We start from the raw sequence: 26,615 nt of genomic DNA, 5'->3' as shown, positions 1-26,615 counted from the left end.
CTTGCTATCCCGACTTTAAGACTATTTCTTGCGTAATCTCTTATACTCCCTGTGTTTCTTCTGTGCAAGCTTGGGAAAATCATTTGGGAATCCTAGCTGCAATAATAGTGTCCATTGAACGGGTAAGGTTGTCATGGTGATGATCAGCGAGAATAGTCCAGTGATTCCACTTCAAGCTGCTCAGGTAGTTTGTCAGGCGATCGCGACGATTCACCAGCATCATCCAGACTGGTTAATCGAAAAAATTCGTCATCATGATTGGCAAAAGCCACGGGTTCAAGAGGCATTCGTCGCTAAATTAGTGGGGTTGCTGGATCAAGGCTCCGCCGAAGCGCAGACTCAGAGAATTCGCCAACTGCTCCAGCAATTCTTTTTGCCTGACTTTTTTGAATCCTCCGCCTTTCAAGAATTGCAGGCGCAACTAAATTTGCTGGAAAGTGATTCGACGGAGCCAGCGGCTATCCTAAATCACCCACCTAATTTGAACGGGAAATCGGTGGAATCGAACCGGGCGATCGCTCTGCTGTTATTGGACGCTGAAAACTTGAAACTGGATATCCCCCAGGAAAGCTTTCTAAGAAATATCTGTACATTGCCATTGCAAGTCAAAATTGCGTTTGCCAATTGGAAAGCCTGTGGCAAATATGATGAAGAACTGCATCAACGGGGATACGATCTGATGCATGTGCCTGCCGGAAATGATATGGCAGACGGCAAGATGATTGTCATGGGTTCCTCCATCCACGACCACTATCCGATGGTTCAGGAAGTGTTGGTTTGCTCCTCAGATAAGGTCATGACCAACCTACATACGAAATTGAGCCAGCAAGGGTTAACGGTATATCAGGTGCGAAAACAGCAGGATGGGGCGATCGCAGTGGTCAATAGCCATACTGGACAAACGTTTACCTGTCCGAAAGTGGTGGTTCCCACTATTCCACCCCTGGAAACCTGTATCATCCATCTGAAAGAAATCCTTCGCGCTGAACAACAAAAAAGCGGAATCTCCTGGATCAAGTTGTCTAAAGTTTCTCAATTATTTTGGGAAAAATATCGATTTTCAATTAATCAACTGGTAACCGCTCACCAGCCAGGAAAACGAGCCAGAGATTTATTTCTTGATCGACCCGAAGAATTTGTCATGCATCAGGCTTCGGAACAAGCGGCACTCTATATCGCGTTGTTTGATGCTGCGACTGTAACCCCTTCAGGCGAAGCAGTGGCACCGGATTCAGTGGAGTTAGAGAAAAAGGGTGGATCAGCCGCCCCTCTGTCCCCAAACAACGGTAAATCGGTTCAGCCCAATCGACCACCTGCTGAATTTCCTTTAAAGACGGCAAAAGATTTGGAAATGGCGATCGCGAAAATCATCAAAGCTTTGCCCCAAAAAGATCCAGACGGCTTTGTAGATATATCGGCGATCGGTAGCCAATTTCGTCAACAATATCAACAACCGATTACAGCAGTCTTAAAGCAGTTAAATATCAACAAAAAATATCCGACTTTTCTTCAAACCTGCACAAAACTGGTGGTTCAGCAAACCGGGAAAGCGTGGAAAGTTCGGCTCCAGTGAGCAAGAGCGATTGTGATTCCTGAGTGTGCTTACTACCTTGATCCGCGATCGTCTCTTGACTCCCAAACGCGATCGCTCCTCCAAACAAAACGCGATCGCCCTTTGCTCAAGAAACGTGATCGCCTTGATGAGTGAACAGAGACGATCGCACTATCCTCACCAAACGCGATCGCCCTTGCCAACAAGACGCGATCGCCTGTTAATATCTCTCCGGAGAAGGCGATCACCCTTTCTCTAGTTCACAAAAATCGTTTCTGCTTGAAGCAGACATAAAGACAGTAGCTGTGGTTGTGGAGCGCGATCGCCCCGTATAATTCAGCTACACCGTTTAAGCACTTGATATGCCCACCTGGAAGCGAAACAATTGGAACCGGATTCAGCCTAAACTCACGCCCTACCTGTTTTTGCTGCCTGCCCTGGTTGTGCTCAGCTTGACGGTGTTCTATCCTGCCCTGCAAGCCTTTTTCCTCAGCTTTACCCGCTATGAATATGACCTGACCCAGCCACCTGTGTGGATTGGCTTCAAGAACTTTCAGCGACTTTGGGTTGATCCGGTTTTTTGGCAAACCTTCCGTAATACCTTTCTGTACCTGATCTGCGTGGTGCCAATCTTGGTTACAGTCCCGCTAGCACTGGCAATTTTGGTGAATCAAAAGCTGCGTGGCATTCAGTGGTTTCGAGCCGCCTTCTATGTGCCTGTGGTCATTTCCATGGTTGTTGCAGGGATCGCTTGGAAGTGGCTGTATGCCGACAATGGCTTGCTGAATCAGTTTTTGAAAATGGTTGCCATTCCAGCCGTGCCCTGGCTCACCAGTCCGGCTTTGGCAATTTTTAGCGTTATGGCGGTGACCGTGTGGAAAGGGTTGGGCTACTACATGGTGATTTACCTGGCAGGCTTACAGGCGATTCCCCAAGATTTGTATGAGGCAGCGGCGATCGATGGCTCCGATGGCATCAAGAAACATTGGGATATCACCGTGCCATTGATGCGTCCTTATCTACTGTTAGTAGCGGTGATTTCTGCCATATCCGCCACCAAAACCTTTGAAGAACTCTACATCATGACTCAGGGCGGACCACGCAATAGCTCTAAAACCCTGGTCTACTATCTCTATGAGCAAGCCTTCCAAAACCTGGAAATGAGCTATGCCTGTACGATCGGGCTAGTCATGTTTTTGATTATTTTGAGTTTATCGATTCTGCGATTGAGCCTAGAGCGTTTGACTGAAAAAGCAGAATCGATTTGAGTTCGCTGGGGATTGATCCTGATTAATTGCCGCTAATCAATTGCTCGATCGCCCCAATACTCGTTGGCAATGCCGCTGTCAGCACCTCCGTTCCAGTGGCTGTGATCGACACATCATCTTCAATCCGAATGCCGCGCACGTCAGAGAATTCTGCCAAGCGATCCCAGTTGACGACATCACCGTACTTTTCTCGGCGATCGCGATCGTTCAAAATCGCAGGCACTTGATAGAAACCCGGTTCAATTGTCACCAGCATTCCCGCCTGCAAGGGGCGGTTGAGGCGCAGATAGCCCAAACCAAAGCGATCGCTTCTCGTTCGTCCCTCGGCATACCCTGCCAAGTCGCCACAGTCTTCCATATCATGCACATCCAGCCCCAACAGATGCCCGACTCCGTGAGGAAAAAATAGTGCGTGAGCATCCATTTCCACCAAATCTGTAGGGTTGCCGCGCAAAATGCTCAGATCCACCAAGCCTTCCGCAATGACTCTGGCAGCCGTTAGATGAATCTCTTGATACTCAATACCCGGTTTCATCGTGGCAAGGCAACGATCATGCGCCAATAGCACGATGTCATAAATGGCGCGTTGCGTTGGCGAAAACTTGCCCGACACTGCCCACGTACGAGTAATATCTGCCGCCCAACCCGTAGCAGTTTCCGCTCCGGCATCTACTAGCAACAGATCCCCTGATTCCAATCCATGGTGATAGTGATTGTTGTGCAATACTTCACCCTGCACCGTAACAATGCTGCTGTAGGCAGGGGTCATATTGTTTGCCATGATCACCTGCTCGATCGCTGCTCTCACTTCAGCTTCGGTTTTGGCGGTGCGGGTGGCTGCCATGCCCGCTTGGTGCGCCTGAATACTCACAGCCGCCGCTTGCCGAAGTTCTGCGATCGCCGCCGCGTCGTGAGTCATTCGCAAAGTTGCGATCGCCTTAACCAGCGCTAAATCAATCCCTTCAGATTCAGTAGGGGAAGCGATCTCCCGGTTCAACACTTGAGCTTGTTCTAGCCGAGTCGCTGAATCTTGCACCAGCACAGTAGCGCAATCACTTACCCTCGCTGCCAACTCTGCCAATGGATAGGCGGCATCGGCCCCAATGTGTTGGGCGATCGCGGTTCGTGAAGGTGACTCTCCATGCCACAGCACACTTGCTGGACTGGCATCATCTATAAACAGCGTTAGCTTGCCTCGCTCCAACCGAATTACGGCATTCTCCAAGGGCAACCCAGCAAAGTAGAGAAAATGGCTGCTTGCCCGAAATGGATAGATATTCGCGGGAAAGTTGCGCGCCCTGCTACGCCCTGACCATAAAACAACTGGAGAATCTACCAATTGAGACAGCTTTTCCCGTCTGGTTTTGAGCGCCGCGGCAAGAGTAGAAGAGCCTGCAAGCGTTGACATGGTTGAGGGAGTTTGTGCTGTTGCCATTTGACCAAACCTCTCTAGTCTCCACTTTTGACCAGCACACCATTCAAAAAGATTTCTGCCAAGGCTTCTGCCAGTTCTTGCATTTCAGCGGCTGCGGCTCCGGGAGACATGACGGTGCTTTGGCTAAATCCAGCCACCGCGAACATCCCTAAAAACACCCGCGCTACCATTTTGGGATTCATTGGGCGATACACCCCTTGATCCATTGCCGTCTGAAAAAAGGCTTCAGCCACGTCAGTCATTTTTTCGATCACTTCGGTTTGAATGCGATCGCGTAAATCGGGGTGGAACTGGGCTTCCATGAAGCAGACTTTGAGCATATCGGCATTCTCATGCAAGTGCAGCATTCGCCGCCGCATCACCTGCGCCACGGCTTTATAACTGCCCATACCGCTGAGTTCCGTCAATAAATCGGTCAAAATATCGATCCAGCCCTGGGTGGCTACTTCAATCAAAATCGCTTTTTTGTTGCTAAAGTGGCGAAACAACGTGCCTTCCGCCACACCCGCCGCTTCTGCCAAATCTTTTGTGGTCGTGCCGTCATAGCCATTTCGAGCAAAGAGTTTTAAGGCGGACTTGAGAATACGAGTGCGGGCTTCAGATTCTAAAGCGGGTGCTTGATAGGATTGCATACGTCTTTTAGGTATTGCCTGTAAACAAGGTGCTGTAGCGCTATCTTGTAATATAACCGTCTGATGGCGATCGCAGTGCCACAGATCATTACAGAATCAGGTCAAGCTGAAGGGCGCAGAGCGTTTTAATTTACAGAACTTCTGTATTGCAAAGAACATACTCTTCCATCATTTATTCAGTATGGTTCAAGGGGGCAACTGGAGGGTTATCAAAATTTCAGTATTTTTGCTCATCAAAAGCTTGAGTGTTCTGGGCAATATGACATTGTCAGGTAAAGAAACCCGACTTTTTGGTTGCAAATATCCTGAACACGATCGCCGGCTGTTGTTACTAGACTGTAGAAGCTCACAATTAAATTCAGCGTGTCCAGTAATCTTTAGCTGAATCTGTGTAGCTACCATCGGGAAAATAACCCACTAAAAGTGAGGAAAATACAAATGGAACGCTCTCACTACGAACCTGAATCGCTTCAAGCCCCGCGTCTTATTTGGATTGCGTCTGAAATTTCAGCGAAGCCTCAAGCAATTCAACCCCCATTGAAGACAGCATTTGCACCACTAAAGCCTATTCGTCAGTGGCTAGATGGCATCGAAATTTGCGATCGCGATACTGCCCATATCCTTTGCTCAGTGATTCCTGCGCAATGCCCATTTGAGCGCACCATTAAATTATTTGATCGCACGATTCTGCACATTCCGCCCCTGTGTAAGCTCAACCCGTTTTATGACCAAGTAGTTGGGCTGCGTTTCCGCTCCCTTTGCTACCTGGCTGATGAGTGCGGCGAAGATATTTCTCCCTACTGCTGAAAATTAGCATTGGCTGCTATGGGTTTAAGGGCATCGACTCATCTGCTAGGGTGTTTTCTCAGGCTCGTTTTGGTGAGCCAGCAGGGTGTTTCAATCAGAGCAAAACGCCTTGGTTTTAATCAGCTTTATCTTTAAATCTAGGCAAGTAAGCCTAATTTGAAATGGCAAACGCAGCATAAAGTCTAGAGCGCTAGATACAATAAATGAGCGAGAGAAAATCACTCAAAGAGTAAAATTTGGGTGCTGCTGTAGTTTTAAACCGAAAGGAAAGGGCGCACCATGGCGATTATTGCTCTGAAAGCGTGGTATCTCCGGGAGTATGAGCCAATTAAAGAGCTAGAAAAACGCCCTCATGACCTGCGCTTGAGCCGAAATAGTTTGTTGAAATCGGGCTTAAGGGCAGATTTTTTGGATGATATTGAAGAAGTCAGCCAGTCGGAATGGTTTCAGCGCTATTTGCAAGGCGACTCGATTGAGTTTTACATTGAAGGCAGCGGCGGCTACACGATCGCAAATATTGATCTTCGTAGCCACGAAATTTATTTTAATAAGCAGGAAGTCATGGCTCATTTGGAGCCAATCATTTATTTTTGCTATCAAACCGAGTTTCCCGACTCTAGCGAGTTACTGCGCGATGAGTTGCAGTCTGTTATCGAGACTCTAAATCGAAAATCTCGCTTGCCGATCGCACTCAAGGAATCGCATCGGCTGACGGATGGTCCTGTGCGGTTGGATAGCACTCTGATGCGATCGCTGCGCCAGAGTTTGCTGTTTGTTGCTGACACCACGGCGATCGCGGCTAACCCAGCGATCCCCAATCAAGTGTTGCTCAGTCCAACTGTGTGCGTGGAGGTAGGATATGCCTTACACAGCAAACGGTCTGAGCAAATTTTAGTTGCCCAAATGGAACGAACTGACTTGCCAGGGCAGTTTCCGCTTGATTTGCCTAGCCAGCAACGATTGCCATTTAAAGATAAATCTCAACTTCACAAAACCTTACCCGCTCTGGTGGAAACTCAATTGCAGCGATTCAACTTATTTTCCTAAAAGTAATTGAAGTTGTTGCCTGAGAATTTTTTTGGTGGCAGATTGTTGTTTGATACTTTTTGCTTCAGTCTGGGCAAATTGATTGTATCTGGCATTCCTGTTAGATAATGGCAATACACGAAACACAGTAGGCGATATGACGCAAGCAACGGATGGAGCGGCTGGAGAACAGCGGAAAAGCAAATATGCCCGCACACCGACGGAGTATGCGGTGCATCTTTTGATTGATGGAGGACATCGGGAAGAAGTCCGCTTTCAGACAATCCAAGAGTTTCAAAAATGGTATAGCGGTGAATTGGTGCCCAAGGCGGCTTCCAATGATTTTATTACGGTGCCCATCAAAAATATTCAAGGTGAATATATGGTGTTGCGCCCTTCTAAGGTGCTGGCAATTCGAGTAGAGCCTGTGTTTAGTTCTAGTGTGGAGCGGTTTTAGGGAATTGATCATGCGACCTTGGGCGATCGCGATCTGTGCCTTCAGCGTTTTAGGGCTGTCGGGGATGGATCATAGGCTTGTGGCGGTAACTCCCATCGTTGCGCCTAATACAAAAACTGTTGTCAAGCCTAAACCATTGATTCCAGTTGCTTTTCCCAAGACTTTGGGTTTAGATCTGCAATTGTTTGGCACTGGGCGTAAACTGGGCGATCGCAAAACTCTCGTGGCAGCGATTGATCATAGTTTGCGCTACTTAGGAACTCAGAAGGCGATCGCAGATTATGGCAAGCTGTCTACTACCATCACGCCCGACCGAGTGCGGCGAAGCTTGCAGCGATTTCGATCCCTACTAACCACCAGCCGATCGACGGCAGAACTGCAAGCGGCAATTCAGCGCGAGTTTGCCCTTTATCAAGCAACGGGCAAAGATGGCAAAGGCACCGTTGGCTTTACGGGCTATTTTGAACCCGTTCATAGGGCGAGTCGCACCCCTACAAACGAGTTTCGCTATCCCATTTTTCGCCTGCCTTCCACTTTTTCTAGCTGGTCAAAGCCTCATCCAACCCGTGCTGCTTTAGAAGGAGCCAACGGGTTACAGTTTGCCAAAGGGTCGCTGAAAGGAGCGGAAATTGCCTGGTTGCGCGATCGCCTGGAAGCTTTTCTGATTCAGGTGCAGGGTTCTGCCCGACTCAACCTCACCGATGGCAGCACCATGACGGTGGGCTATGCCGGCAGTACGGATTACCCTTACACCGGCGTTGGGCGAGAACTGGTGAAAGCAGGCAAATTCAAACTAGAGGAACTAACCCTGCCTGCCCTGACTCAATATTTTCGAGATAACCCGGCTGAGATGAACACTTATCTGCCGCGCAATCAGCGGTTTGTGTTCTTTAAAGAAACTCAAGGGTCACCTGCCATAGGCAGTATTGGCGTGCCTGTCTTACCCGATCGATCGATCGCCACCGATAAAACCTTGTTCCCCCCCGGCGCTCTGGCAGTGATCCAAACGCGAATTCCGCAGCTAACCACGGGCGGCAAGCTAGCTCAGCAACCGGTGACTCGCTATGTGCTAGATCAAGACACAGGCAGTGCAATTAAAGGTGCAGGACGGGTGGATGTGTTTATGGGGACGGGACTTTTGGCAGGCGATCGCGCAGGATTGATTAACTCCAGCGGGCAGCTTTATTATCTCCTGCTCAAGCAGTAGGATTTGCTCAAGTAGTAGGATTGTAGACGACGCTAAATCCAAGCAACGCTGAGGGTTGCCCTCAGCGTTGACCCTACAAAAAACGCCTTACAATCCAAAAAGCCCTACGCTTCAATCACCACACGCAAATTGCCGCGTTTTTTGGAGACTCGGCAGGCGGTGGTGCCATTAGAGCGCTCGAATTCTAGATCCAACAAGGTCGAACCCACCCGCAGATTGTGCAGCGATAGTTGATTAATTGAAGGCGGCAACGCCGGGTCAATAATTCGCAGGGTGTTATTAGGCGCATCGGGCACCAAGTTAACCATCATTTGCAGCAATTGAAAGACACTACCCGTTGCCCAAGCCTGGGGCGAACAGGCAACCGGGTACTGCACCGGATCATTACCGTCATTGCGTTCAAAGCCGCAAAACAGTTCTGGCGGACGCTGGTAAGGTTGGCGGTGGGTCATATCCAAAATTCCTTGAGCCAATTCCAGCGCTTGATCGATCAAGCCTAAAGAACGCAACCCGATCGCAGTCAGGGCGTTGTCATGGGGCCACACCGAACCAATGTGATAACCCATGGGATTGTATGCCGGGGAAAGGCTGCTGAGAGTGCGAATGCCCCAGCCGTTAAACATATCCGGAGCGCGGAGCCGTTCGGCAACACTGTAGGCTTTTTCGGGGGTGAAGATGCCTAAGTTAAGGCAATGCCCAGGGTTGGATGAAATGCTATCTACGGGGTTTCCATCTCCATCTAGGGCGATCGCGCAGTAGTCTTGGTCTTCCATCCAAAAGTCGCGGTTAAATCGAAATTTCAGATCGCGAGCTTCCTCTTCCCACTGATCTGCCAAATCGATGCGCTTTTTCATTCGAGCAATTTGGGCAAGCCGAATTTTGGCAGCATACACATAGCCTTGAACTTCGCATAAGGCGATCGCCCCTTGAGCGAGTTGCCCCTGTTTGTTGACAATGCAGTCATCAGAATCTTTCCAACCTTGATTATCTAACCCGCGACTCGATTTGCGATCGTACACAAGATAGCCAGTCTGCTTGCGTCCCCGATCAATCCAATCCATTGCCGCCAGTGCATTCCCCCACAACTGATCGAGGGTTTCGTGGTCTGCCGTCCAAGCAAAATATTCAGAATAAAGCATCAGCCACAGCGGAGTCGCATCCACGGTGCCATAGTAAGGCGTATGGGGGATTTCCTGGCAACGTGCCATCTCACCAAAACGAATCTCATGCAAAATTTTGCCCGGCTGCTCATCTCGCCATTCGTCTTCCTGCTTGCCTTGATAGTAAGCCAGAATTTTCAAGGTTTCACGGGCAACTTGTGGATCTAGCATCAAGATTTGAGAGGCGGCGATAATGGAGTCACGCCCAAACAGAGTTGAGAACCAGGGAACTCCCGCAGACAGTGCTTTTCCCTTATTAAAAGACTGTCGCAGCAGGTAAATATCCTGTTCGGATTGCTCAATGATTTGATTAAAAGTGTTCTTGTCGGAACGGATGCAGGTGACTTGCTGGTGCCAAGTTTGTTCTTCCATCAATTCTGCTGCTTTTGCCTGCATCAATGTGACTGGAGCGCTGACGGTAGAAGCAGAGCGTCCATTAACCAGAGCTTGCAGACGATAGCCGAGACGTTGGGTTTCGTGAGACTGGAGTTCTAATTGCCAAATGGCAGTATTACCCTTGAGTTGGTCGGGTTGGCGATCGACAAAGGAAATCCGCGATTCTACTAGGGCACCATCAAGCCCCTGATAAGCAAGGATGAGTTCAGAGTTATCAGAGTCATGAGAATGAAGAGGAAGAGAGGTCGGAAATGAAGCGGTGCTTTCTAGCTCCGTGTTTGCCTCGGTTTGGCTCTCGGTTTCCAACTCGTTATCGGGTTGTTTTTTAGGGAAGGGAGGCATAAGCCGCAGTCGATGCCCTCGATGCTCTCGATTGAAGCCACGAATTTCAAATAGGTCTACAAAATCTGCATCGAAGCTGAGGCTTAGTTCAAAGCTAATCGGGTTGGTGCTGTAGTTAGAAACTTCAATTTCCTCAAAGAGTCCGCCATTAATCACAAGCTCTCGCTTAATCCCAATAGATTCGGCTTTGATGCGATCGCCTAAGGTCGGATTAGTACACAGCACCGACAGCACAAATCCCTTATCAGCAGTACTGCTCAGCAGCGTAGGCGATCGCCCCTCAATTTGCAGTTCTAAACGGCTGAGAAAACGAGTGTCAGCGCAATATAAACCCATACTGCTGCTGCGATCGTCGTTTGTGCAGCCGCCAATATTACCTAAAATATCAGTCAACAAAAACAGATCATCATCTTTTAGAGTCAAGTGCGCTTGAGGCCGTTCGCTCAAAACACACGCCCACTCAGGTTGGGGAAGCTGGTCGGCTCGAACAAACTGTCGTCCGCTGATTTCAATGGTTTCCAAAGTCATACCATCCATAGGTTGGAAAGAACTGTTATTGAAGGATGAAGCATTGCTATGTCGGGAAAAACCAAGAAAGCACGCAAGCCTAGCGTAGCAAACCGCTAAGATCGATGCTGTTCTCAAGGAAATATTAAATAGTTTAAATCACGCGATGGGCGACTTTCCCAATTGCCCTCACCCTCAATTCTTTTTCCGCCCTGGGAGAGGGATTTTGAGAATTTCTGTCCTTCTCCCGACTTGGGAGTAGACCGCAGGTCGTGCGTAGCAGGAGCGGGGTGCTGTAGCTTGCTCCCCACAGGCTGGGCTGGCTTTAGTGGCACATCAGGTTTAAATACTTCAAATGGAAAACCGTATCTTTTTTACTTTTCTAAATTAAGCGGCTCGAAATCGGGAATGTTGCTTGAGCGTGTCAGTTTGAAAGTTTTGAATCCACTTTAGCAATTGATCTGAACATTCGTTTTCACTAGGACGGAGCAACAGTGCAGTATATTGAGTGCGCTGTTTAACGATGACTGCGAGATATTCTTGCCCTTCAATGGTGGCATGGTGAAAATTTTCAAGCTGCAAAGAAGACATCAGCAGCGATCGCAAGCCAAGCGCTTGGAAAATGGTTTGAACCCAGCTCATGTTGGTGCTTTCAAGAGTAGTGAAATACTCCTTTGGCAGTCCATTTACATCAAAAATAGCTGCACCAATAATGTCATCAAGATAGGATAGGGCTGGGCTTGCTAATAGTGTGGAAGATGTTAACTCAGCATTCATTGACGAAAGAGGCATCGGTTTATCTTTCAACTGGTGAGGGCGATCGCTGAAGAAATTGGATTGTGGTGATTCCAGCACTGGTATAATTCAGCGCTTAAAACAATCCTAGTGGGTTTAGGGTTTAACCTACTGACTTGCTTAAAACTCTCAACGCCACTCAAACAACTAATAGTCTGTAGTTTAAACAACTATTTAGGCTCTTGCGACCGTACAATCCCGCAGGTCACTCTATGCCGAATGTAATTTACTCCAACGTTGTTGCAAATCTGAAATTGTAAAGATTGCTTTAAAGGGAATTCCTGCTTGCCGATAGCATTCCGCACCCCCTTGAAGCCGATCGACTAAAGCTAGTACGCCGTTTACCTGGTAACCCGCAGAACGCAAGCGATCGACGGCTTTCAATGCAGACTGCCCCGTCGTGACCACGTCTTCTAAAACAGTCACTGAGCTTTTTTCTGGCAAATTAGGTCCCTCAATATAAGCCATTGTGCCGTGCCCTTTGGCTTCTTTTCTAACAATCAAAGCCGCCAGCGATCGCCCCTCATAAGCAGCTACCACACTGGTTGCTGTCACCAACGGGTCGGCTCCCAACGTCAGGCCGGCAACCGCGATGGATTCCGGCGGCACCATTGCCAGCATTAACCTGCCAACCGCTACGCCCCCTTGAGGATGAAGCGTCACCTGTTTGCCATTGATGTAGTAAGAACTAGGTTGACCTGACGACAAAACAAAACTTCCTTCTTGATAGGCAACTTGACAAAACAAATCTAGGAGTTGCTGGCGAAGCGCAGGCAGTTCGAGGGTTGAAAATGATAAGGGTAGTGGCATAAACAGTTGAAAATAATGATGGAGATAAATCGATATGGAACGAAGGTATTCAACTGAAATTGCGAAAAAGCTTTTACAAGCAAAACAGTCTCCTATCCCGTCCATCGGATGACCCAATAGTTTAGAACAATCGTCAAAATAAGCTTACAAAATTGATCCAAATTGATGTCATTAATTTAGAAACTCATGAGTACAATTGAAAGGCTAGTGAGTAGATATTAGTCGGTTTGCTTAAAAAAGCAGCCAGGAGTCGGGATTGTTTGTGCAAAAGTGCCAGTCTTAAGTCTACCCATCTAACGTAGGCAACTATCGAGAAACTTGAGGAGTTATCGCATGAATTTTGAGAGTCGTTTTATAGCGATTGGCTGTCGCTCTGCGATCGCAGCATTGGCAGTTGCTACCGTTGGAGTTGGGTTTTCCGCAGCAGCGATCGCCCAAGATTTCCCCTTGGTTTCAGGAGTCCCCTTTGGAGAACTCCCCCAAAAGTTTGATGATGCTTTTTTCAGCAGCGGTCGCAATTTTTATGGCAACCAGGCTCTGGGCGGGCAACTGAAATTTCTCTTTGGACCCTTCTCCGAAAACAATATCGCTCGTGATGGGAAAGCAATCAACAAACTATATCAAGAAGTCTTATATAAACAAATCAACGCAGGTCCGATCATTCGCACAGTGGATTTACCCACCCCTTTCCAATACTCTGTGCGTAATCTGCCCCCTTCAGTTGTCATTCTACCCAATGACACCGCGCCCCCTCCAGTAATGCTCTTTCCCCAAATGCCACAACCTGAAGTGAGACCGGTTCCCCAAAGTCCAGTTCCAGGGCTTTGGTAAAACCGCCACAGCAGCTAATTTTAGGCACTGGGCAACTGTTCTAGGGAGACTGAGCAGAGTTTAGAACCCGCTTTGATCAGGTAACCAAATAGTTCGTCTACAGGCAGTCTGTCTACAGGAAGATCGATAGTGTTAAACCAATCCAGGGTGCAGGAGTTGAACCTGCCTGGGGCGAATTATGAGTTCGCTGCCTAAACCGCTCGGCCAACCCTGGGCTTAGCATTTATTGTATCTTGATTTTCTACAGCCTGATACTCGTTTTTTACAAGGGGTTTTCAAATGGTGAAAGGCTCAAGTGCGTATTCTTTCCACTGGCGTTGATACCACTCGGAAACATAAGGGCGAACAGTCAATTGAGGAGGGGAGCCGTCTTTTACGTCAATCCGAATGAAAGAGTAGGGGCGGCGCTTTTGAGAACCTTGTCCACTACGACCAATAAATAATTGTGAGTGGGCAACCGAATGAGGCTGATTTCCGAGATTTTCTAATAGCTTTGAACCTTCAAGTCGCTGCCGCCGTAGGCTAAAACCACTTCCTCCGCAGACAATCCAGTTCGTGTCAGAATCTGCATGTCCAGTATTGGCTGTCTGGAGATATTCTAGGCAATGAGCATGACCATTAATTACTAAATCAACGATTGGGCGATTCCCTTTGGCAGTCCTTCGGATGGCTTCGCCAGCGTGAAACGAATCGCCCCTTCCTTTGCCTATGGCTTTTGCAACTGCATCTAACACTTGCCGCAACCGATGCCGAACCGCTAAGGTTTGCGCTTGATGCCACTTGGTCGCCTCCGTCACATAGGGCGGATGATGAAAATAGAGAATGCGCCCCCGCACTGAGTCAGTATTCCAGGATTCAATTAAGCGTTGTTCTAGCCATTCCAACTGTTCGCGATCGCTAAAGCTGGCTTCATCTACGGTGAGTTGTTGATCAATATCACGAATAATTTCCGCCAGTTGCTCCACTTTTGCTTGAATGTCATTCCACTGCTCTTCCTGTTCTGGCTGAGTGCAGTCTAAGCGATCGGCTTCTTCCAATAGAGATCGCTGTTCTTGCTCCAGTTCATCCTGTTTTCGATGCAATGTCTGCCGTGCCTCTTTTCCATCCGATCCACCTGGCAAAGGTAGAGGCGTATTAAACGTATTGGAATCTAACGCAAAGAAATCAATTCCTCCAGCCTGAAAGGTGTAGTAGCGGTTAGGTAGGCGAGTGAACTCTCCCGGTTGATAGCGTAAGCAACGCCCCGCATTCGTTTTAGCCGTATAGTGCTGATCAAGATGATGTTCTAGCTCTGCATCGGTGCCAAATCGCTTTAAATAATCTAAAAATGCTTGGGCATAGGCATTTCCCTGCCCAGAACCATGCCAGCCGATATCCAAATCTAGGCGATTGCGAACCAGATATCGAAAGGGGGATGCGGCTTGAGCGATCGCCCCTGACCACCAAGGCATATCATAATAATCGTGGTTTCCTGGAATCGGCAAAAACGGTTGATTGAAAGTTATTTGGTCGTAAGCAATGCGGCTAGGGCGATCGCCGCCGACTAAAAACTCACGATAAGGGTGAATAAAATTCTTCGGATAGTATTCGCTCGACCCAACCAGATAGATCACATCGCCCGTGTGCAACACAAAACGGCAGTCTTGACGATGAGATAGCATTTGTTCGGCAACTTTTCGTTGGGGATTGTGTCCCCGATGATAGCCAGAACCGGTATCACCAATCACCATAAAGGAAAAATCAGGATTATCAGCCACGCCGTCATCTAGCACTAGTGATGTTTGGTCGATGTTTTTCTCAGCTATTAGGCGATCGCGCCAGCGCACCCGCTGCTGCATTTTGGCGATTTTCGTCGCGTCATCTGGATCAATGATAAAAGTCATTCCTACACCCGCTCTACTTAATGACCACTATCCACGATTCTCCGAAGCAATGGGTTGCCCAATGAGGTATGTCTTCTACCGATACCTGAGTGAAAATCGTCGTACTTCATTTGCAGTTTCTTTGCGTAGATTCATTGGCTCCGACCCATACAACTCTTGCCACACTACATTAATCGGCATTAGCACACCCTGATTCACGCCAATAATAGGATATTCACAGCCGGGATAGTCTTTCCTAATAGCCCAATCCCCTTCTACTCTACGCCGGATAACTTCGCCCACATAGGCGACTAGATTGTCATACAATTCCACCTGAACTTTTTCCAGCCCATAGTCTTCAGCTTTATTCGACAAAATATCTAAGCTTTTATAAGAAAAATCTAGCCGATCGCGTGAAATGTTTAGACAGCCGATTAGCTCATCGATTAATTCAGCGATTTTGTTAACAAGCCGTGCTTTATGCTTTGAATAAAATATCCAATGACCTACAGAATTGCCGCGCTCATTCACATAGTCTTCTCTAACCCTCTGATGCCAGCGAACCCATCGTAAAAAATGTTCTTTGGAGTAAATATCGCCGTTGCCGGGGAGTGAAATTCCTTTGGGGTCAAAAACAAGCAGAAATCTATCACCAGATAATTCATAGACTTGAGGTTGATTCTTATATCCAGTGCTGTAAGTTTCCTCAAAAAAATCCGTAAATTCTTGATGCAGCCTGCCCTCAGATTCTATGAGTTCTTGAACCTGCTTCTGTGTTAGCCGTTTTGCATTAAGCGATTTTTTCTTTCCCATCTTCAAAGCAAATTAGATTTAATACACCAGTTTTTGGAAGTGTCAATCTTGATAACAAGAGCATCGCCCTAATTCTACCTAGCGCGACCGCGTCTCTCCCCTTGCCCCATACCATAAGAATACCAATCACTCGGTTTTCGTCTGAGAAAACCCCTCTTTACTGTGCTGGGTTGCCGTACTGTTTGACTCAAAATAACAGCCAGCTAATTTAAAAACCTCTCATATTCATCATGATCACCGATCCAAATCCAATAGTAATTGGTGCCCTTTTTCAAAGCTAATGCTCGATACCCACCACTGACACGCGCAGACCAAAGGTTCTTACCAACTTTTTTGAAATGCAAAGATGGATGAAGTGAGTTTTCCTGCCAGAGTTGATAAGCTTTCTGCGCTTGTTCTTTCATCTCAGGCGACAATTCCGCATACGCTTTCCAAAAATCAGCCGTCGCAAAGGACTTCATCAAGATCCCTCACGTTGTTTGTGGCAATATCTGCTTCTGCTTGAGCAATCAGGCGATCTAATTTTCCTGATGCTAAGTCTGCTTCAATTTGCCCATCCCACATTTCAGCGAGATATTCTTGAAGCCACTTTGCCAGATTACGAACTTCACCTTCTGGTAACTGCTTGATAGCCGATTCCACTTCTAGCCGAGTAGTCATACGACATTTCACCTCTCAAGAACATTTCTACAATATCGCCAATTATGGCTTGGAGGTCAGTGTTGTTGAAGCGCCATTGGACGGTAGCCGTTTGACGGCTTGCCTTAAAACTTTTATTGACCGTGCTTACGCCTTAACCAACCTCTCAATTTGCAGGCTGACACGAATACTGCTAAGGCGACCCTATTTTTGCTACAGAAGGTCAAACGGCGTAACAATTCCGATCAATACATTTGGTTTATCCTTGTCTACGATTAGCAAAGGATGTCCATCAAATTTATTCAAGGCATCAGCTATCGTGCAATCTACAGAGCACTCTTGGGCAAGTTCAACGTTGAGTAGCTTTTCCTGGATGGCTTCTTCTATGGTGCTGGCAAGACGCTGTTTCCTTATCTTTGTGTCGACGCTTTGAAGATATCTCGCAACACTGATGTCTGAGAGCATATACCAAGCGTCTTGTCCGTTGCTTTGAGTCAATAGGGGCAAGTACGAAAAGGAATTAGCCAACATCTGCTGACGAGCAAAGCTCACCGGTTGCCACAGTGAGGCACATGCTACCCCACGAACCATGTAGTCGCTTACAAGATTACCGTCCGCCATAAGAGCATCCTCGATAATAAGAGAAAGTTGTACAGCGTGATCTGTTAGATGTCGCGCAAATGCCCCTTGATGACGAGCATCATTTCTTGCCTCGCGCACCAGTTCATATAGAACTGAAAATGGCAGGTGATACTCGCGCCACTTATCAGGAATTTCTACTGCTAAAGATGATCTCTCTGCGAGAGGCTTGACTTTTTCCTCATATTTTCTTAGATCCTGAGTAGCCTTTGCGAGATGAGAACCGAATCTTTCTAAGGCGAATAGAAGTTCGTGAAAGCCTTCGGAATCCTGCTGAGCAACGGCTCTTGCTTGACGAAAAGCGTCCCTAAAATAGATATCAATTTCTGATGGATACTTCTTTTCTAGAACAATCTGCGGGTACAGCCGCCTAGCAACTTATTCTACTGAAAATTGCTTTGGGTCTCCAATTAGGAATTTTTTCGCTTATCTTCAGGATGTTTATGGTTGATAGCGATCGAGATCGCCCTAACTTTGCCTACGCTTTAATTGCTACACCAGTTTTTGGAAGTGTCAATCTTAATGATAAGAGCAATCGCGGCTGTCCCCTTTCCCGAATACCATGAGGGTGCCAATCATTCGGTTTTTCGGTATATGCCTACGCCCCCGTTAACGCTTAATTTAGTTGAAGGGTCGGTTTCTTTTCAGTTCACGCCTGAAGCCGCCCAAACTCTGAAAATCCAAATTGCTGCGCTCATGACTAGCCTCAAAGCAGTTGCGACAAAAGGTGTGCCTGCTACCAAACCAAAGCCTCAGCAATCCATGGAGTATCGCTACACGGGAGATGTTTTTCTAGAAATTTTTTGTAACCCTAATATTTGGTCTTCGCCCTTTGCGGCAAAAGTGCTGATCACCCTCAGAGACGATCGCATTCGCCTGACTACTGAAGCCGAGTTGAGCCGACTGGTAGATGACGTGAACCAATATCTAGAGCCGACTGGTTAAAATCGCGATCTCTCAAGCAAGAATCGGCAAGATTACAGTAGAATCGTTGCAGTTTTTCTTTCAGACCCTTTATGCTCCTGCTGAAAGTGCGATTTCTCGCAGCATATATCCCATAAACATTTAGAAACCATTCCCTTGATCCTTAAGGAAACACACCTGATGAATTCTGAGACGCTGATTCAGCTACTGCAAAATGGTTTTCGTGTCACATTAGGTGCAACGGCATCCCTGATTGAGGTTGTTCAAGATCCACAAAAGCGGAGTGAAAACCTATCAAAACTTCGCCAAGAGTGGAGTCAGCTTGCCGAAGAATGGGCAGTTAAAGGAGAATCGACTGAGCAAGATGCTCGTAACTTTGTAGACACTGTTCTGAGTCAACGCCGCGCCCAAAACCCTTATCCATCAACGCCTACTACGTCTGTTCCAACCGCGCCTAGTGTCCAAACTGAACTGCAAGAACTGACTGTTCAAATTGCCACCATTCGGGCAGAACTCGAAAAGCTAAGGAATCAAGAGTAGAAAGACAGTTGCTTCTAACTCAGGATGTGGCAAGCATAGTACTTGCCACATCTTGGATGTGTTGACGACATTTTTCGATGAGGCTCAAAGCGCTGAGAGCCATGTGTAAACCGAAGACAGGCTATTTACTTAGTCGTTCTCCCACTTTTCGTAACCCATCAGATCGCCAATGCGATCTCTCAGCAAGAAATTACAGCGTTCTAATTCACATTCAATCCATGCCCATTCACGAGCAGGGATGTACTGGCACAAAATGTAGATAGGTTGATGGCGGCTCACCAGACCTTCTTGAACGAGTTGACGAGCCTCATCTTGAATTAAAGGTAAGGAATACTGAATTGATTGAAGCATAATCACCCTTCTAAGCTTCTTAGCACATCAAAACAACAAGTAGCGCTATTGAATGAATCAAGCGGGCAGATAAAAATTTAAGTTTTTAACAGTGCAGGAAAATTATTCGGGAACAGGTAAAATCTCTATCTGTAGCCTGATATACCATATAACTTGTATTTTTACGCCAATACTCTTCTGAGTATATTAAGAAAACTTGCGAAAGTCACTAAACCCTGACTAATATCTGGCGAAGATCTACTTGAATTTAGGCAAATAGCTGGGTCGAGTTGAGCCTGAGCGATCACGATCATCAGTGAATAGTTTGTGTGGTTTCCGTCGCTCAGGCTTGAATTTCACGCAGGGGAGGCTTTTAAGTGAGCAACTGTTGACGACGATCGCTCAATTCCACCGCCAAGTCGATCGCTGCTCTCATGCTGGTAGCATCTGCAACCCCCTGTCCGGCGATATCAAATGCGGTTCCATGGTCGGGGGAAGTGCGGACGAACGGTAGCCCAATCGTGGTATTGACAGCGCGATCAAATGCCATCAGTTTGACTGGAATGAGTCCTTGATCATGATACAAAGCGAGATAGGCATCAGAATAGTTTTGAGTTTTGGGTCTTGAGTTTTGAATGTCCTTCCCAATGCTTTTCCTGCGTGATATCTCTGTGCCAAACCAAGCTTGTCCAGGTTTGACCCAAAGGGTGTCAGGTGGTACAGGTCCTTCTAAAGCGATCTTGGGAAAGCGATCGCGCATTTGATTCAACCACGGGATCAACCAATCCTGTTCTTCCCGCCCCAGTTGCCCTTGTTCGCCACTGTGAGGATTGAGTCCTGCGATCGCAATTCGAGGAGTTTCTAAGCCGAAATCTTGTTGTAAGCAGTTAAGCAACAACTCTAGTTTCTGCGTCATTAAATCCGCTGTGAGGGTTTCAGAAACCTGCTGTAAGGGAATGTGGGTGGTTGCCAGCAGGGTTCGTAGTGTCCAGCCAGTGTAGGGCGATCGCGCTACAAACAACATGCCAAAGCGGTTGACTCCAGCGCGCTTAGCCAGCAGTTCAGTTTGTCCTGGATAGTGGTGCCCAGCCGCTTTCCAGGCAGATTTTGCGATTGGTGCCGTGACAATGGCATGAAAATCACCTAAGAGCGTCTGGGCGATCGCTTGATCCAAGAACTGAAAACTAGCGGCACCAGCGGCAGCGTTCTCTCTCCCTAAATGAATCTGCTGCTCAAGTTCTGGGTCGAGTCTCACATCCAATAAAGCCAAGTTATCTGGATTTGCCAATGGCTCTTCTGTACCCAAGGCTAGCAATTGGGAATAGGTTTTTTCTAACAGCGATCGACTGCCAATTACCGTGATCTCACAGCTTTGTCGAATCTGCGGATCTGCTAGGGCTTTTAACACCACTTCACTACCAATTCCTGCCGGGTCACCCACAGGAATTGCTAAGCGAGGACGAAACGGAGAATCGTGGGGTTTATCCATTGTTACTGGAAGTGTGAGCAATCTGGTTTAGAATTCTTGATAAGAGTGATATTTATATTTCACGACTTAATTGACGCGATCGCATAAGGAGCAACCAGTTCATGGGAGAAATTTTTACCACTGCTATTTTGGCATCTAGCCTAATTTTGGTAGGGTTAGGACTAGGATTTGTCATGCTAAAAGTACAAGGCGGCGAAGAGTAAGCGGCTTAGTTGAAGGATGAATAATCTTTTCTAAATCTATTGCTTCATCCTTCGACACCTAGCTTCTACAAATCTTCAGGTTCATCTAGATGCTCAGCCACTTCACGATATAGGTTTAGAACGTGACTATCTTTTAGAGAATAGAACACATTCCGCCCCTGACGACGATATCTAACCAGTCGCATAGTCCGAAGGGTTCGCAGTTGATGAGAAACAGCAGACTCGGTCATTTTTACGGCTGCTGCAAGGTCGCATACACATAATTCCTGAAGCGCCAAAGCAGATAGAATTCTCAACCGATTTCCATCGCCCAATAAGCTAAAGAATTCTGCCATCCGCTGAGATTTCTCCAAACTCAGAATCTCTTGATGAATTTGGCGAACCTGATTGAGATCAACGGGATGCTGGACAGTGCAATTCAGAACACTCATTAGGCTTTGTTTGGGTTCTTCTGAAGAAATATTCATCGTTGCTGGCTTAAGCTTTGGCATTGTTGGTGAAATATTAATATAAAATGCGCCTCAACTTATCCTTACACTAGCGTAAGACCGCTGTGTGTTATCAATCCAACTGCCACAAAGCCTTATAGGCTTTTTATTTTCTTCATCAATACGTTTACTGAGGAAATCGCAATCCGTGAAGCGTCAGCAACCCTTTCCATAAGAATCCCTACATCCCTACAACAATTGTGCTGGCTTTTCTTACCTGCTTAAAAAATTAAATACTCAGTGCTATTCAGCAAATTCCGTTAGGGTATCCATCAATTCTGATAGTATCTTATTAAAAGTTAAAATTTCGTTACTTAATCCCTCATGAAACTCTTAATTGTTGGTGCTACAGGTACTTTAGGAAGACAGATTGCCCGACGAGCTTTGGATGAGGGATATGAAGTTCGCTGCTTAGTGCGAAGTCAGAAGAAAGCAGCATTTTTAAGGGAGTGGGGTGCTGAACTTGTGCGGGGAGATTTGTGTAACCCTGAAACATTGCCGCCAGCATTGGAGGGGATTTCAGCGGTGATTGATGCGGCAACGGCTAGAGCAACCGATTCCTTGAGCATTCGACAAGTAGATTGGCAAGGCAGCGTCAATCTCATTCAAGCGGCGAAAGCTGCAAATGTGGAGCGGTTCATTTACCTATCGATTCTGGATGCGGAAAAATATCCTAAGGTGCCACTATTAGAAATTAAGCGATGCGTCGAGCTATATCTGGCTGAGTCAGGCTTGAATTACACGATTCTTCGCCCTTGTGGTTTTTTGCAGGGATTGATTGGGCAGTATGCGATTCCGATGCTGGAAGGGCAATCTATCTGGGTGATGGGAACCGCTTCACCAACGGCATATATGGATACTCAAGATATTGCAAAATTTGTGATTCAAGCGTTGAAGGTGCCTGAAACTGAGAATAAGTCTTTTCCAGTAGTGGGGTCGCGAGCGTGGAGTGCGGATGAACTGATTCAGCTTTGCGAAAAGCTATCAGGACGAGAGGCAAAAATTACGCGTGTTCCTATTGGGGTCGTCCGCTTTACGCGCCGAGTGACTCAGTTTTTCCAATGGACTTGGAATATTGCGGATCGGTTGGCTTTTGCTGAAGTGATTGCAACGGGCAAGCCTTTAGCGGCACCGATGGAGGAAACTTATGCTGTTTTTGGGCTTAATCCAAGTGATACGACTACGGTAGAAAGCTATTTGCAAGAATATTTTGAACGGATTATGAAGAAGCTGCGCGAGTTGGATTATGACAAACAGAAAAAGCAAAGCAAAAAAGTAGGCAAGGTGGATAAGCAGCGGAACTATCCCCGTTTCTAGCGATCGCGCTTTTCTTTGGTGGATGATTCGCTGAGAAGCGATCGCGTCGATTACCAAGAATGGTATAGTCCCTTATACCGATTTATAGTCCTTAGCCAAACTTTGACGTGCCTAAAGCTGGCATCATTTACAACGATATCAAACCCGCTGCTTGTCGCATTGCCGAAGAAATCAAAGACAAGCTATTTTCTCGTGGTTGGGAAGTTCACCTAGCGACAGGCATCGGTGGAATTTTGGGCTACTCAAACCCAAGTGGTCCCGTTTGCAACACTCCGATCGACAGCTTGAATCCTCCTGGCTTCGATCGCGATATGACCTTCTCGGTTGTGTTAGGCGGAGATGGCACAGTGCTATCTGCCTGCCGACAATTGGCTCCCTATGGGATTCCGCTACTGACTGTAAATACTGGGCATATGGGGTTTTTAACTGAAACCTACGTCAACCAGTTGCCAGAGGCTTTGGACGCTGTTCTATCCGACCTGTACCATGTTGAAGAGCGCTCAACGCTGCGGGTGCAACTTTTTCGAGATAAACATCTTTTGTGGGAAGCGCTTTCGCTCAACGAAATGGTGATCCATCGAGAGCCTCTGACGAGCATGTGCCATTTTGAGGTACAAATTGGTCATCATGCCCCCGTAGATATTGCAGCAGATGGGCTAATTATTTCTACCCCGACTGGATCAACCGCTTATTCTCTTTCCGCCGGTGGACCGGTGATCACGCCCGGTGTCCCGGTTCTTCAATTGGTGCCGATTTGCCCCCATTCTCTTGCCTCGCGGGCATTGGTGTTTGCGAATAGTGAACCCGTAACTATTTTTCCGGTAAACACAACTCGGTTAGTCATGGTGGTTGATGGCAATGGCGGCTGCTATGTATTGCCAGACGATCGCGTCCGAATTGAGCGATCGCCCCATAATGCCCGCTTTATTCGCTTGCAACCCCCAGAGTTTTTTCATGTTTTGCGCGAAAAGCTAGGCTGGGGATTGCCTCACATTGCGAAGCCAACTTCTGTAGAACTACCCTAACCAGGGAACAAGCACCAGAATACCAGCGTCGGATTTCCAGCGTCGGATTTCTTGAATTGAAATCTACCTTGAAGGAGAAAATTAGTTCGAGAAAACTAACTTAGTCAGAAGATTATGTTAAAACAGAGTGACAATAGGAATTAATACTTAGCTACCTAACGATTTATTTTGACTGTCCTTTGTGAATCCGTATCCTCTGCTTATGAATCCTGCAACTGTCGATAGTACTCAAATTCTGTTAATCGAAACGGATGAAACCCTGGCTCAAAGTGTCAGAGTAGATTTGCAAGAATCGGGTTATGAAACTGCGATCGCACTAGATGCCGTCAGCGGACTGCGAAAGATTTCAGAAGCCCAGCCTTTACTAGTTGTAGTCGATCGCATGTTAGCAGGAGAATCAGGACTCTGGTTTTGCAATCGTCTCCGGGCAACAGGAGTGCGCGTGCCCATCTTAATGTTGATGGCGAGAGATACAGTTGAGGATCGGGTTGCGTGTTTAGAAGCCGGAGCCGATGATTATTTTCTCAAACCTTATCGCTCAGATGATTTTTTAAAGCTGGTGCGGTTTTATTTGAAATCGGATGAAGAAACTACAGAAAAATTGCGGTTTGGCGATTTGGGCTTGGATCTGTCCACTCGTCGAGCTATTCGGAATAACCGCACGATTGATCTCACCATGAAGGAATTTGAACTGCTCAAATACCTTATGGAACACCCCCGCGAAGTGCTAACCCGCGAACAAATCTTGGAAAATGTTTGGGGATATGACTTTGTAGGCGAATCCAATGTGATTGAGGTGTATGTCCGCTATCTACGCCTGAAAATTGAAGATGAGGGTGAAAAGCGGCTGATTCAAACCGTGCGCGGTGTAGGGTACGTTTTACGTGAGGCGTAAGGTATGGAAGCTAATTTTTCAGAGACAAATGAGGCAGTGGAATAGAATGAGCGATCGCACTCAGCGGCACTACACACGCATCATTTCAGGAAGTGCTTTAGTTTTGGGATTGTTGATCAGCGGCTGTTCTGCCCCAGTGGCATCGGTTCCGCCGGAAACCAAGAGTCCTCAGCCATCAGAGTTTCCTCTAGAGCTAGCCAAGGTAGGGCAAATGTTACCTGTTTCTGCTCAAGTTCAAGTGGGCAACCAATTGATTCAACTAGAAGTTGCCCGCACGCCTGAGCAACAGTCTATGGGCTTGATGTATCGCTCTGCACTAGATGCGAATCACGGAATGCTGTTTCCCTTTTCGCCACCGCGCCCAGTTAGCTTCTGGATGAAAAATGTGGTGATTGATTTGGATATGGTGTTCTTGCGAGACGGGCAGGTTGTGTCAGTTTCTAGCAATGTGCCACCCTGCAAGGCTGAACCTTGTCCTACTTATGGCCCTAAAGACACGATTGATCAGGTGATTGAATTGCGGGGAGGGCGTGCAGCAGAACTGGGCATTAAACCGGGTGATCGCCTGCTCGTGCAGTTCAATCCAAAGAGTTCTACCAGTCGCTCATTGTGATAATTCGATCGTAGCGATGCGTTATAATCCTACGCTTTTGAAGAAAGCTGGTTTTCTCTTATGAAAGAAAGCTTCCGTGAAAAAGCGGACATAGCTTTTTTTGAATTTGAATTTTTCAATCTCTGCATATTTGCAGATGCTACTGCCCGATTTGACTGCTTAAGTAAGCGGTGTGGATCTAATTGTCTTAGACCCCATAAACTACGCAACTAGATTGGATTATTTGAAATCGTAATTTTTAAGGTGAAACACATCACTAAAAAGTTTGTCAAATCACTCATTTAACAAATGACTTTTTTAGGAGACAGAATTGTATGGTATCTGCTACCTATGCACGTTTAATTCACTTTTTGCAGGAAGAGCTAGCCGTTTCTGCTTCCTCTATCTCGATCGCGCTTCGCCACGTAGAGCAAGATCCAGGTCCGTTACCCATGATTTTGTGGCAATACGGTTTAGTTACTTTAGAGCAGCTAGACCGTATTTATGACTGGCTTGAAAATATTTAAGTGCAAAGCATTGAGTACAGGGTGCGGAGTTAAAAATTCGGGCAGTGACTCTAAACCTCGAACTCCGCACCTTGGATATGCAATGTGCGGAGTTCCTGAAGTAACCGCAAATCCTGCCCACCCTGCGGGAAGCAATCTATACCCTAGCTTCCACAAGAGAGAGAACTGAAAGCATCTGAAAGCTATTCTTCCCAAGGAGAAGGGTTGGGATAAAGGCATATTAGTTGCACATCAGGTTAACTACCACTTTGAATCTGCCAGTCGGCGTTGGGCATAGTAGCATGCCGCGATCGCCAATCCTACCAAAAACAGAAACCCCATGAGTCCGATTAACGGATTGCGATTTATGCCTGTAACCCAAGCAGGTACGCGATCGGTGTATCTGGCAAGCTGACCTACTTCAATTAAATAGTTGCCCCAGACCAGTCCTGCATGAAGCCCAATTGGTAATCCGAGCCTGCCCCGCAGCCTTTTGAATCCCCGATAGTCTTTTCCTGATGGTTCATAGGTTGCTCGTTTTGCCCAAACAAGAGCGATGCCCAAACACACCAACGATGGAAAGGCAAATAGGTTGAAGTGAATCGCTGCAAACGCGATCGCGTTAAACCAAAGGCATCCCAAAGGCGTATAGTCGCGTTGAAGTTCGTCAAATAGCCAGCCGCGAAACAGCAGTTCTTCGGCAAACGCGATCGCCAGCGATATTAATAACCCTTCCAGCAAAATCCTTGGAAACAGAGCCGTAGGCGACTGCCACTCGACAAAACCAAACAGTGTTTCCACCCCAAACAATAGCCACAAGCTGAAGAAGCCAACGCCCAAACCGCTCACAAGCTCTAAGCCAATGCGTCGGCTAAACTCCAGCCCATATTGCCAAAAAATGCGCGGTTCTCGATGAACTCGCTGCCCCCACATTCTGACCAACCCAATAAACACTAGGTATAGAACAATGAGCGTCAGGATGTTAGCCAAATTTTGATCCGCAATTAGCAAACGCCCTGCGATCGCAAAAGGTGCCCATAGAAGTAATAAAACTCCTACGAAAATACCCACCCTTGCAGGTGCAGGATAGCGGCTGATTTGAGATAGGGAAACCTTCAATCCAACATC

The 26,615-nt window shown here is 47.1% G+C and carries 30 protein-coding genes and 1 tRNA gene; 16 read left to right on the top strand and 15 right to left on the bottom strand.

What is annotated here, in order from left to right; genetic code table 11:
• Positions 1 to 133: 133 nt before the first annotated feature.
• From AC1S5B_RS04965 to AC1S5B_RS04955, 3 genes are all read left to right on the top strand, one after another.
• The gene (locus tag AC1S5B_RS04965; RefSeq protein WP_482034596.1) at positions 134 to 1,573 is read left to right on the top strand and encodes an NYN domain-containing protein; all 1,440 of its coding nucleotides are present in this window, start codon (positions 134 to 136) and stop codon (positions 1,571 to 1,573) included.
• A 25-nt stretch (positions 1,574 to 1,598) separates the two neighbouring features.
• Positions 1,599 to 1,811 carry a hypothetical protein gene (locus AC1S5B_RS04960; protein ID WP_482034595.1) on the top strand — a complete coding sequence of 71 codons (213 nt, stop codon included), beginning with the start codon at positions 1,599 to 1,601 and terminating at the stop codon, positions 1,809 to 1,811.
• 103 nt (positions 1,812 to 1,914) lie between these two features.
• Positions 1,915 to 2,820 (top strand): carbohydrate ABC transporter permease, encoded by a 906-nt coding sequence (locus tag AC1S5B_RS04955; protein ID WP_482034594.1) that lies wholly within the window; start codon positions 1,915 to 1,917, stop codon positions 2,818 to 2,820.
• A 22-nt stretch (positions 2,821 to 2,842) separates the two neighbouring features.
• Here AC1S5B_RS04955 and AC1S5B_RS04950 read toward each other — a convergent pair whose 3' ends face one another.
• Both AC1S5B_RS04950 and AC1S5B_RS04945 read right to left on the bottom strand, forming a co-directional pair.
• On the bottom strand, positions 2,843 to 4,255 hold the full coding sequence (locus AC1S5B_RS04950) for an aminopeptidase P family protein (protein WP_482034593.1): 1,413 nt from the start codon (positions 4,253 to 4,255) through the stop codon (positions 2,843 to 2,845).
• Between the two features lie 14 nt (positions 4,256 to 4,269).
• Positions 4,270 to 4,887 (bottom strand): TetR/AcrR family transcriptional regulator, encoded by a 618-nt coding sequence (locus AC1S5B_RS04945; RefSeq protein WP_482034592.1) that lies wholly within the window; start codon positions 4,885 to 4,887, stop codon positions 4,270 to 4,272.
• Positions 4,888 to 5,325: 438 nt separating this feature from the next.
• On the opposite strand from AC1S5B_RS04945, the gene AC1S5B_RS04940 reads away from it, so the two are divergent.
• From AC1S5B_RS04940 to mltA, 4 genes are all read left to right on the top strand, one after another.
• Positions 5,326 to 5,694 carry a Mo-dependent nitrogenase C-terminal domain-containing protein gene (locus tag AC1S5B_RS04940; RefSeq protein ID WP_482034591.1) on the top strand — a complete coding sequence of 123 codons (369 nt, stop codon included), beginning with the start codon at positions 5,326 to 5,328 and terminating at the stop codon, positions 5,692 to 5,694.
• 279 nt (positions 5,695 to 5,973) lie between these two features.
• Positions 5,974 to 6,741, top strand: a complete 768-nt coding sequence (locus AC1S5B_RS04935) for a hypothetical protein (RefSeq protein ID WP_482034590.1) — start codon at positions 5,974 to 5,976, stop codon at positions 6,739 to 6,741.
• A gap of 136 nt (positions 6,742 to 6,877) precedes the next feature.
• The gene (locus AC1S5B_RS04930) at positions 6,878 to 7,177 is read left to right on the top strand and encodes a hypothetical protein (protein ID WP_482034589.1); all 300 of its coding nucleotides are present in this window, start codon (positions 6,878 to 6,880) and stop codon (positions 7,175 to 7,177) included.
• Positions 7,178 to 7,187: 10 nt separating this feature from the next.
• Positions 7,188 to 8,384 carry a murein transglycosylase A gene (gene mltA / locus AC1S5B_RS04925; RefSeq protein WP_482034588.1) on the top strand — a complete coding sequence of 399 codons (1,197 nt, stop codon included), beginning with the start codon at positions 7,188 to 7,190 and terminating at the stop codon, positions 8,382 to 8,384.
• A gap of 104 nt (positions 8,385 to 8,488) precedes the next feature.
• Here the strand turns inward: mltA and AC1S5B_RS04920 are convergent, their stop codons facing one another.
• The 3 genes from AC1S5B_RS04920 to pyrE all read right to left on the bottom strand — a co-directional run bounded on the left by AC1S5B_RS04920 (position 8,489) and on the right by pyrE (position 12,394).
• A complete protein-coding gene (locus AC1S5B_RS04920) occupies positions 8,489 to 10,810 on the bottom strand; it encodes an amylo-alpha-1,6-glucosidase (RefSeq protein ID WP_482034587.1) in 2,322 nt (773 codons plus the stop codon).
• Positions 10,811 to 11,176: 366 nt separating this feature from the next.
• Entirely contained in the window at positions 11,177 to 11,644 is a 468-nt protein-coding gene (locus AC1S5B_RS04915; RefSeq protein ID WP_482034586.1) for a hypothetical protein, read from the bottom strand.
• A gap of 150 nt (positions 11,645 to 11,794) precedes the next feature.
• Positions 11,795 to 12,394: an orotate phosphoribosyltransferase gene (gene pyrE, locus AC1S5B_RS04910; protein ID WP_482034585.1), complete on the bottom strand. Its 600-nt coding sequence runs from the start codon at positions 12,392 to 12,394 to the stop codon at positions 11,795 to 11,797.
• Positions 12,395 to 12,727: 333 nt separating this feature from the next.
• Between pyrE and AC1S5B_RS04905 the strand changes: the two genes are divergently transcribed.
• A complete protein-coding gene (locus AC1S5B_RS04905; protein ID WP_482034584.1) occupies positions 12,728 to 13,225 on the top strand; it encodes a hypothetical protein in 498 nt (165 codons plus the stop codon).
• Positions 13,226 to 13,366: 141 nt separating this feature from the next.
• Here the strand turns inward: AC1S5B_RS04905 and AC1S5B_RS04900 are convergent.
• The 6 genes from AC1S5B_RS04900 to AC1S5B_RS04875 form a co-directional block, all read right to left on the bottom strand.
• Positions 13,367 to 13,439, bottom strand: a tRNA-Ile gene (locus AC1S5B_RS04900).
• A 61-nt stretch (positions 13,440 to 13,500) separates the two neighbouring features.
• Complete coding sequence (locus AC1S5B_RS04895) at positions 13,501 to 15,108, bottom strand: metallophosphoesterase family protein (RefSeq protein WP_482034583.1); 1,608 nt, start codon at positions 15,106 to 15,108, stop codon at positions 13,501 to 13,503.
• Between the two features lie 75 nt (positions 15,109 to 15,183).
• The gene (locus tag AC1S5B_RS04890; protein ID WP_482034582.1) at positions 15,184 to 15,900 is read right to left on the bottom strand and encodes a hypothetical protein; all 717 of its coding nucleotides are present in this window, start codon (positions 15,898 to 15,900) and stop codon (positions 15,184 to 15,186) included.
• Between the two features lie 203 nt (positions 15,901 to 16,103).
• Entirely contained in the window at positions 16,104 to 16,361 is a 258-nt protein-coding gene (locus tag AC1S5B_RS04885) for a ParE family toxin-like protein (protein ID WP_482034581.1), read from the bottom strand.
• Positions 16,339 to 16,560, bottom strand: a complete 222-nt coding sequence (locus AC1S5B_RS04880; RefSeq protein ID WP_482034580.1) for a hypothetical protein — start codon at positions 16,558 to 16,560, stop codon at positions 16,339 to 16,341. Before AC1S5B_RS04880 ends, AC1S5B_RS04885 begins: the two co-directional genes overlap by 23 nt.
• 192 nt (positions 16,561 to 16,752) lie before the next feature.
• Positions 16,753 to 17,160 (bottom strand): CBS domain-containing protein, encoded by a 408-nt coding sequence (locus AC1S5B_RS04875; RefSeq protein WP_482034579.1) that lies wholly within the window; start codon positions 17,158 to 17,160, stop codon positions 16,753 to 16,755.
• 540 nt (positions 17,161 to 17,700) lie between these two features.
• On the opposite strand from AC1S5B_RS04875, the gene AC1S5B_RS04870 reads away from it, so the two are divergent.
• Together AC1S5B_RS04870 and AC1S5B_RS04865 are read left to right on the top strand one after the other, a co-directional pair.
• Positions 17,701 to 18,123: a hypothetical protein gene (locus AC1S5B_RS04870; protein WP_482034578.1), complete on the top strand. Its 423-nt coding sequence runs from the start codon at positions 17,701 to 17,703 to the stop codon at positions 18,121 to 18,123.
• A 159-nt stretch (positions 18,124 to 18,282) separates the two neighbouring features.
• Positions 18,283 to 18,642 (top strand): hypothetical protein, encoded by a 360-nt coding sequence (locus tag AC1S5B_RS04865; protein ID WP_482034577.1) that lies wholly within the window; start codon positions 18,283 to 18,285, stop codon positions 18,640 to 18,642.
• A 129-nt stretch (positions 18,643 to 18,771) separates the two neighbouring features.
• On the opposite strand, the gene AC1S5B_RS04860 is transcribed toward AC1S5B_RS04865, so the two are convergent.
• Complete coding sequence (locus AC1S5B_RS04860; protein WP_482034576.1) at positions 18,772 to 18,993, bottom strand: DUF4327 family protein; 222 nt, start codon at positions 18,991 to 18,993, stop codon at positions 18,772 to 18,774.
• Between the two features lie 352 nt (positions 18,994 to 19,345).
• Entirely contained in the window at positions 19,346 to 20,461 is a 1,116-nt protein-coding gene (gene pdxA / locus AC1S5B_RS04855) for a 4-hydroxythreonine-4-phosphate dehydrogenase PdxA (RefSeq protein ID WP_482034575.1), read from the bottom strand.
• 101 nt (positions 20,462 to 20,562) lie between these two features.
• Here pdxA and petM point away from each other — a divergent pair, with 101 nt between their 5' ends.
• Positions 20,563 to 20,664: a cytochrome b6-f complex subunit PetM gene (gene petM, locus AC1S5B_RS04850; RefSeq protein WP_482034574.1), complete on the top strand. Its 102-nt coding sequence runs from the start codon at positions 20,563 to 20,565 to the stop codon at positions 20,662 to 20,664.
• Between the two features lie 65 nt (positions 20,665 to 20,729).
• Here the strand turns inward: petM and AC1S5B_RS04845 are convergent, their stop codons facing one another.
• Positions 20,730 to 21,131, bottom strand: a complete 402-nt coding sequence (locus tag AC1S5B_RS04845) for an ArsR/SmtB family transcription factor (protein ID WP_482034573.1) — start codon at positions 21,129 to 21,131, stop codon at positions 20,730 to 20,732.
• Between the two features lie 345 nt (positions 21,132 to 21,476).
• Here AC1S5B_RS04845 and AC1S5B_RS04840 point away from each other — a divergent pair, with 345 nt between their 5' ends.
• The 5 genes from AC1S5B_RS04840 to AC1S5B_RS04820 all read left to right on the top strand — a co-directional run bounded on the left by AC1S5B_RS04840 (position 21,477) and on the right by AC1S5B_RS04820 (position 25,508).
• Positions 21,477 to 22,469, top strand: coding sequence for an SDR family oxidoreductase (locus tag AC1S5B_RS04840; RefSeq protein ID WP_482034572.1), 993 nt, complete (start codon positions 21,477 to 21,479; stop codon positions 22,467 to 22,469).
• 107 nt (positions 22,470 to 22,576) lie between these two features.
• Entirely contained in the window at positions 22,577 to 23,494 is a 918-nt protein-coding gene (locus tag AC1S5B_RS04835; RefSeq protein WP_482034571.1) for an NAD(+) kinase, read from the top strand.
• Between the two features lie 202 nt (positions 23,495 to 23,696).
• A complete protein-coding gene (gene nblR, locus AC1S5B_RS04830) occupies positions 23,697 to 24,389 on the top strand; it encodes a response regulator transcription factor NblR (RefSeq protein ID WP_482034570.1) in 693 nt (230 codons plus the stop codon).
• A 28-nt stretch (positions 24,390 to 24,417) separates the two neighbouring features.
• Positions 24,418 to 25,002 carry a DUF192 domain-containing protein gene (locus AC1S5B_RS04825; protein WP_482034569.1) on the top strand — a complete coding sequence of 195 codons (585 nt, stop codon included), beginning with the start codon at positions 24,418 to 24,420 and terminating at the stop codon, positions 25,000 to 25,002.
• A gap of 314 nt (positions 25,003 to 25,316) precedes the next feature.
• Positions 25,317 to 25,508, top strand: a complete 192-nt coding sequence (locus tag AC1S5B_RS04820; RefSeq protein WP_482034568.1) for a DUF2949 domain-containing protein — start codon at positions 25,317 to 25,319, stop codon at positions 25,506 to 25,508.
• Between the two features lie 240 nt (positions 25,509 to 25,748).
• On the opposite strand, the gene AC1S5B_RS04815 is transcribed toward AC1S5B_RS04820, so the two are convergent.
• A complete protein-coding gene (locus AC1S5B_RS04815) occupies positions 25,749 to 26,606 on the bottom strand; it encodes a CPBP family intramembrane glutamic endopeptidase (RefSeq protein WP_482034567.1) in 858 nt (285 codons plus the stop codon).
• Positions 26,607 to 26,615: the final 9 nt, after the last annotated feature.

It is taken from the genome of Leptolyngbya sp. CALU 1928 (assembly GCF_056784215.1).
This window is presented reverse-complemented; position numbering and strand designations above follow the sequence as displayed.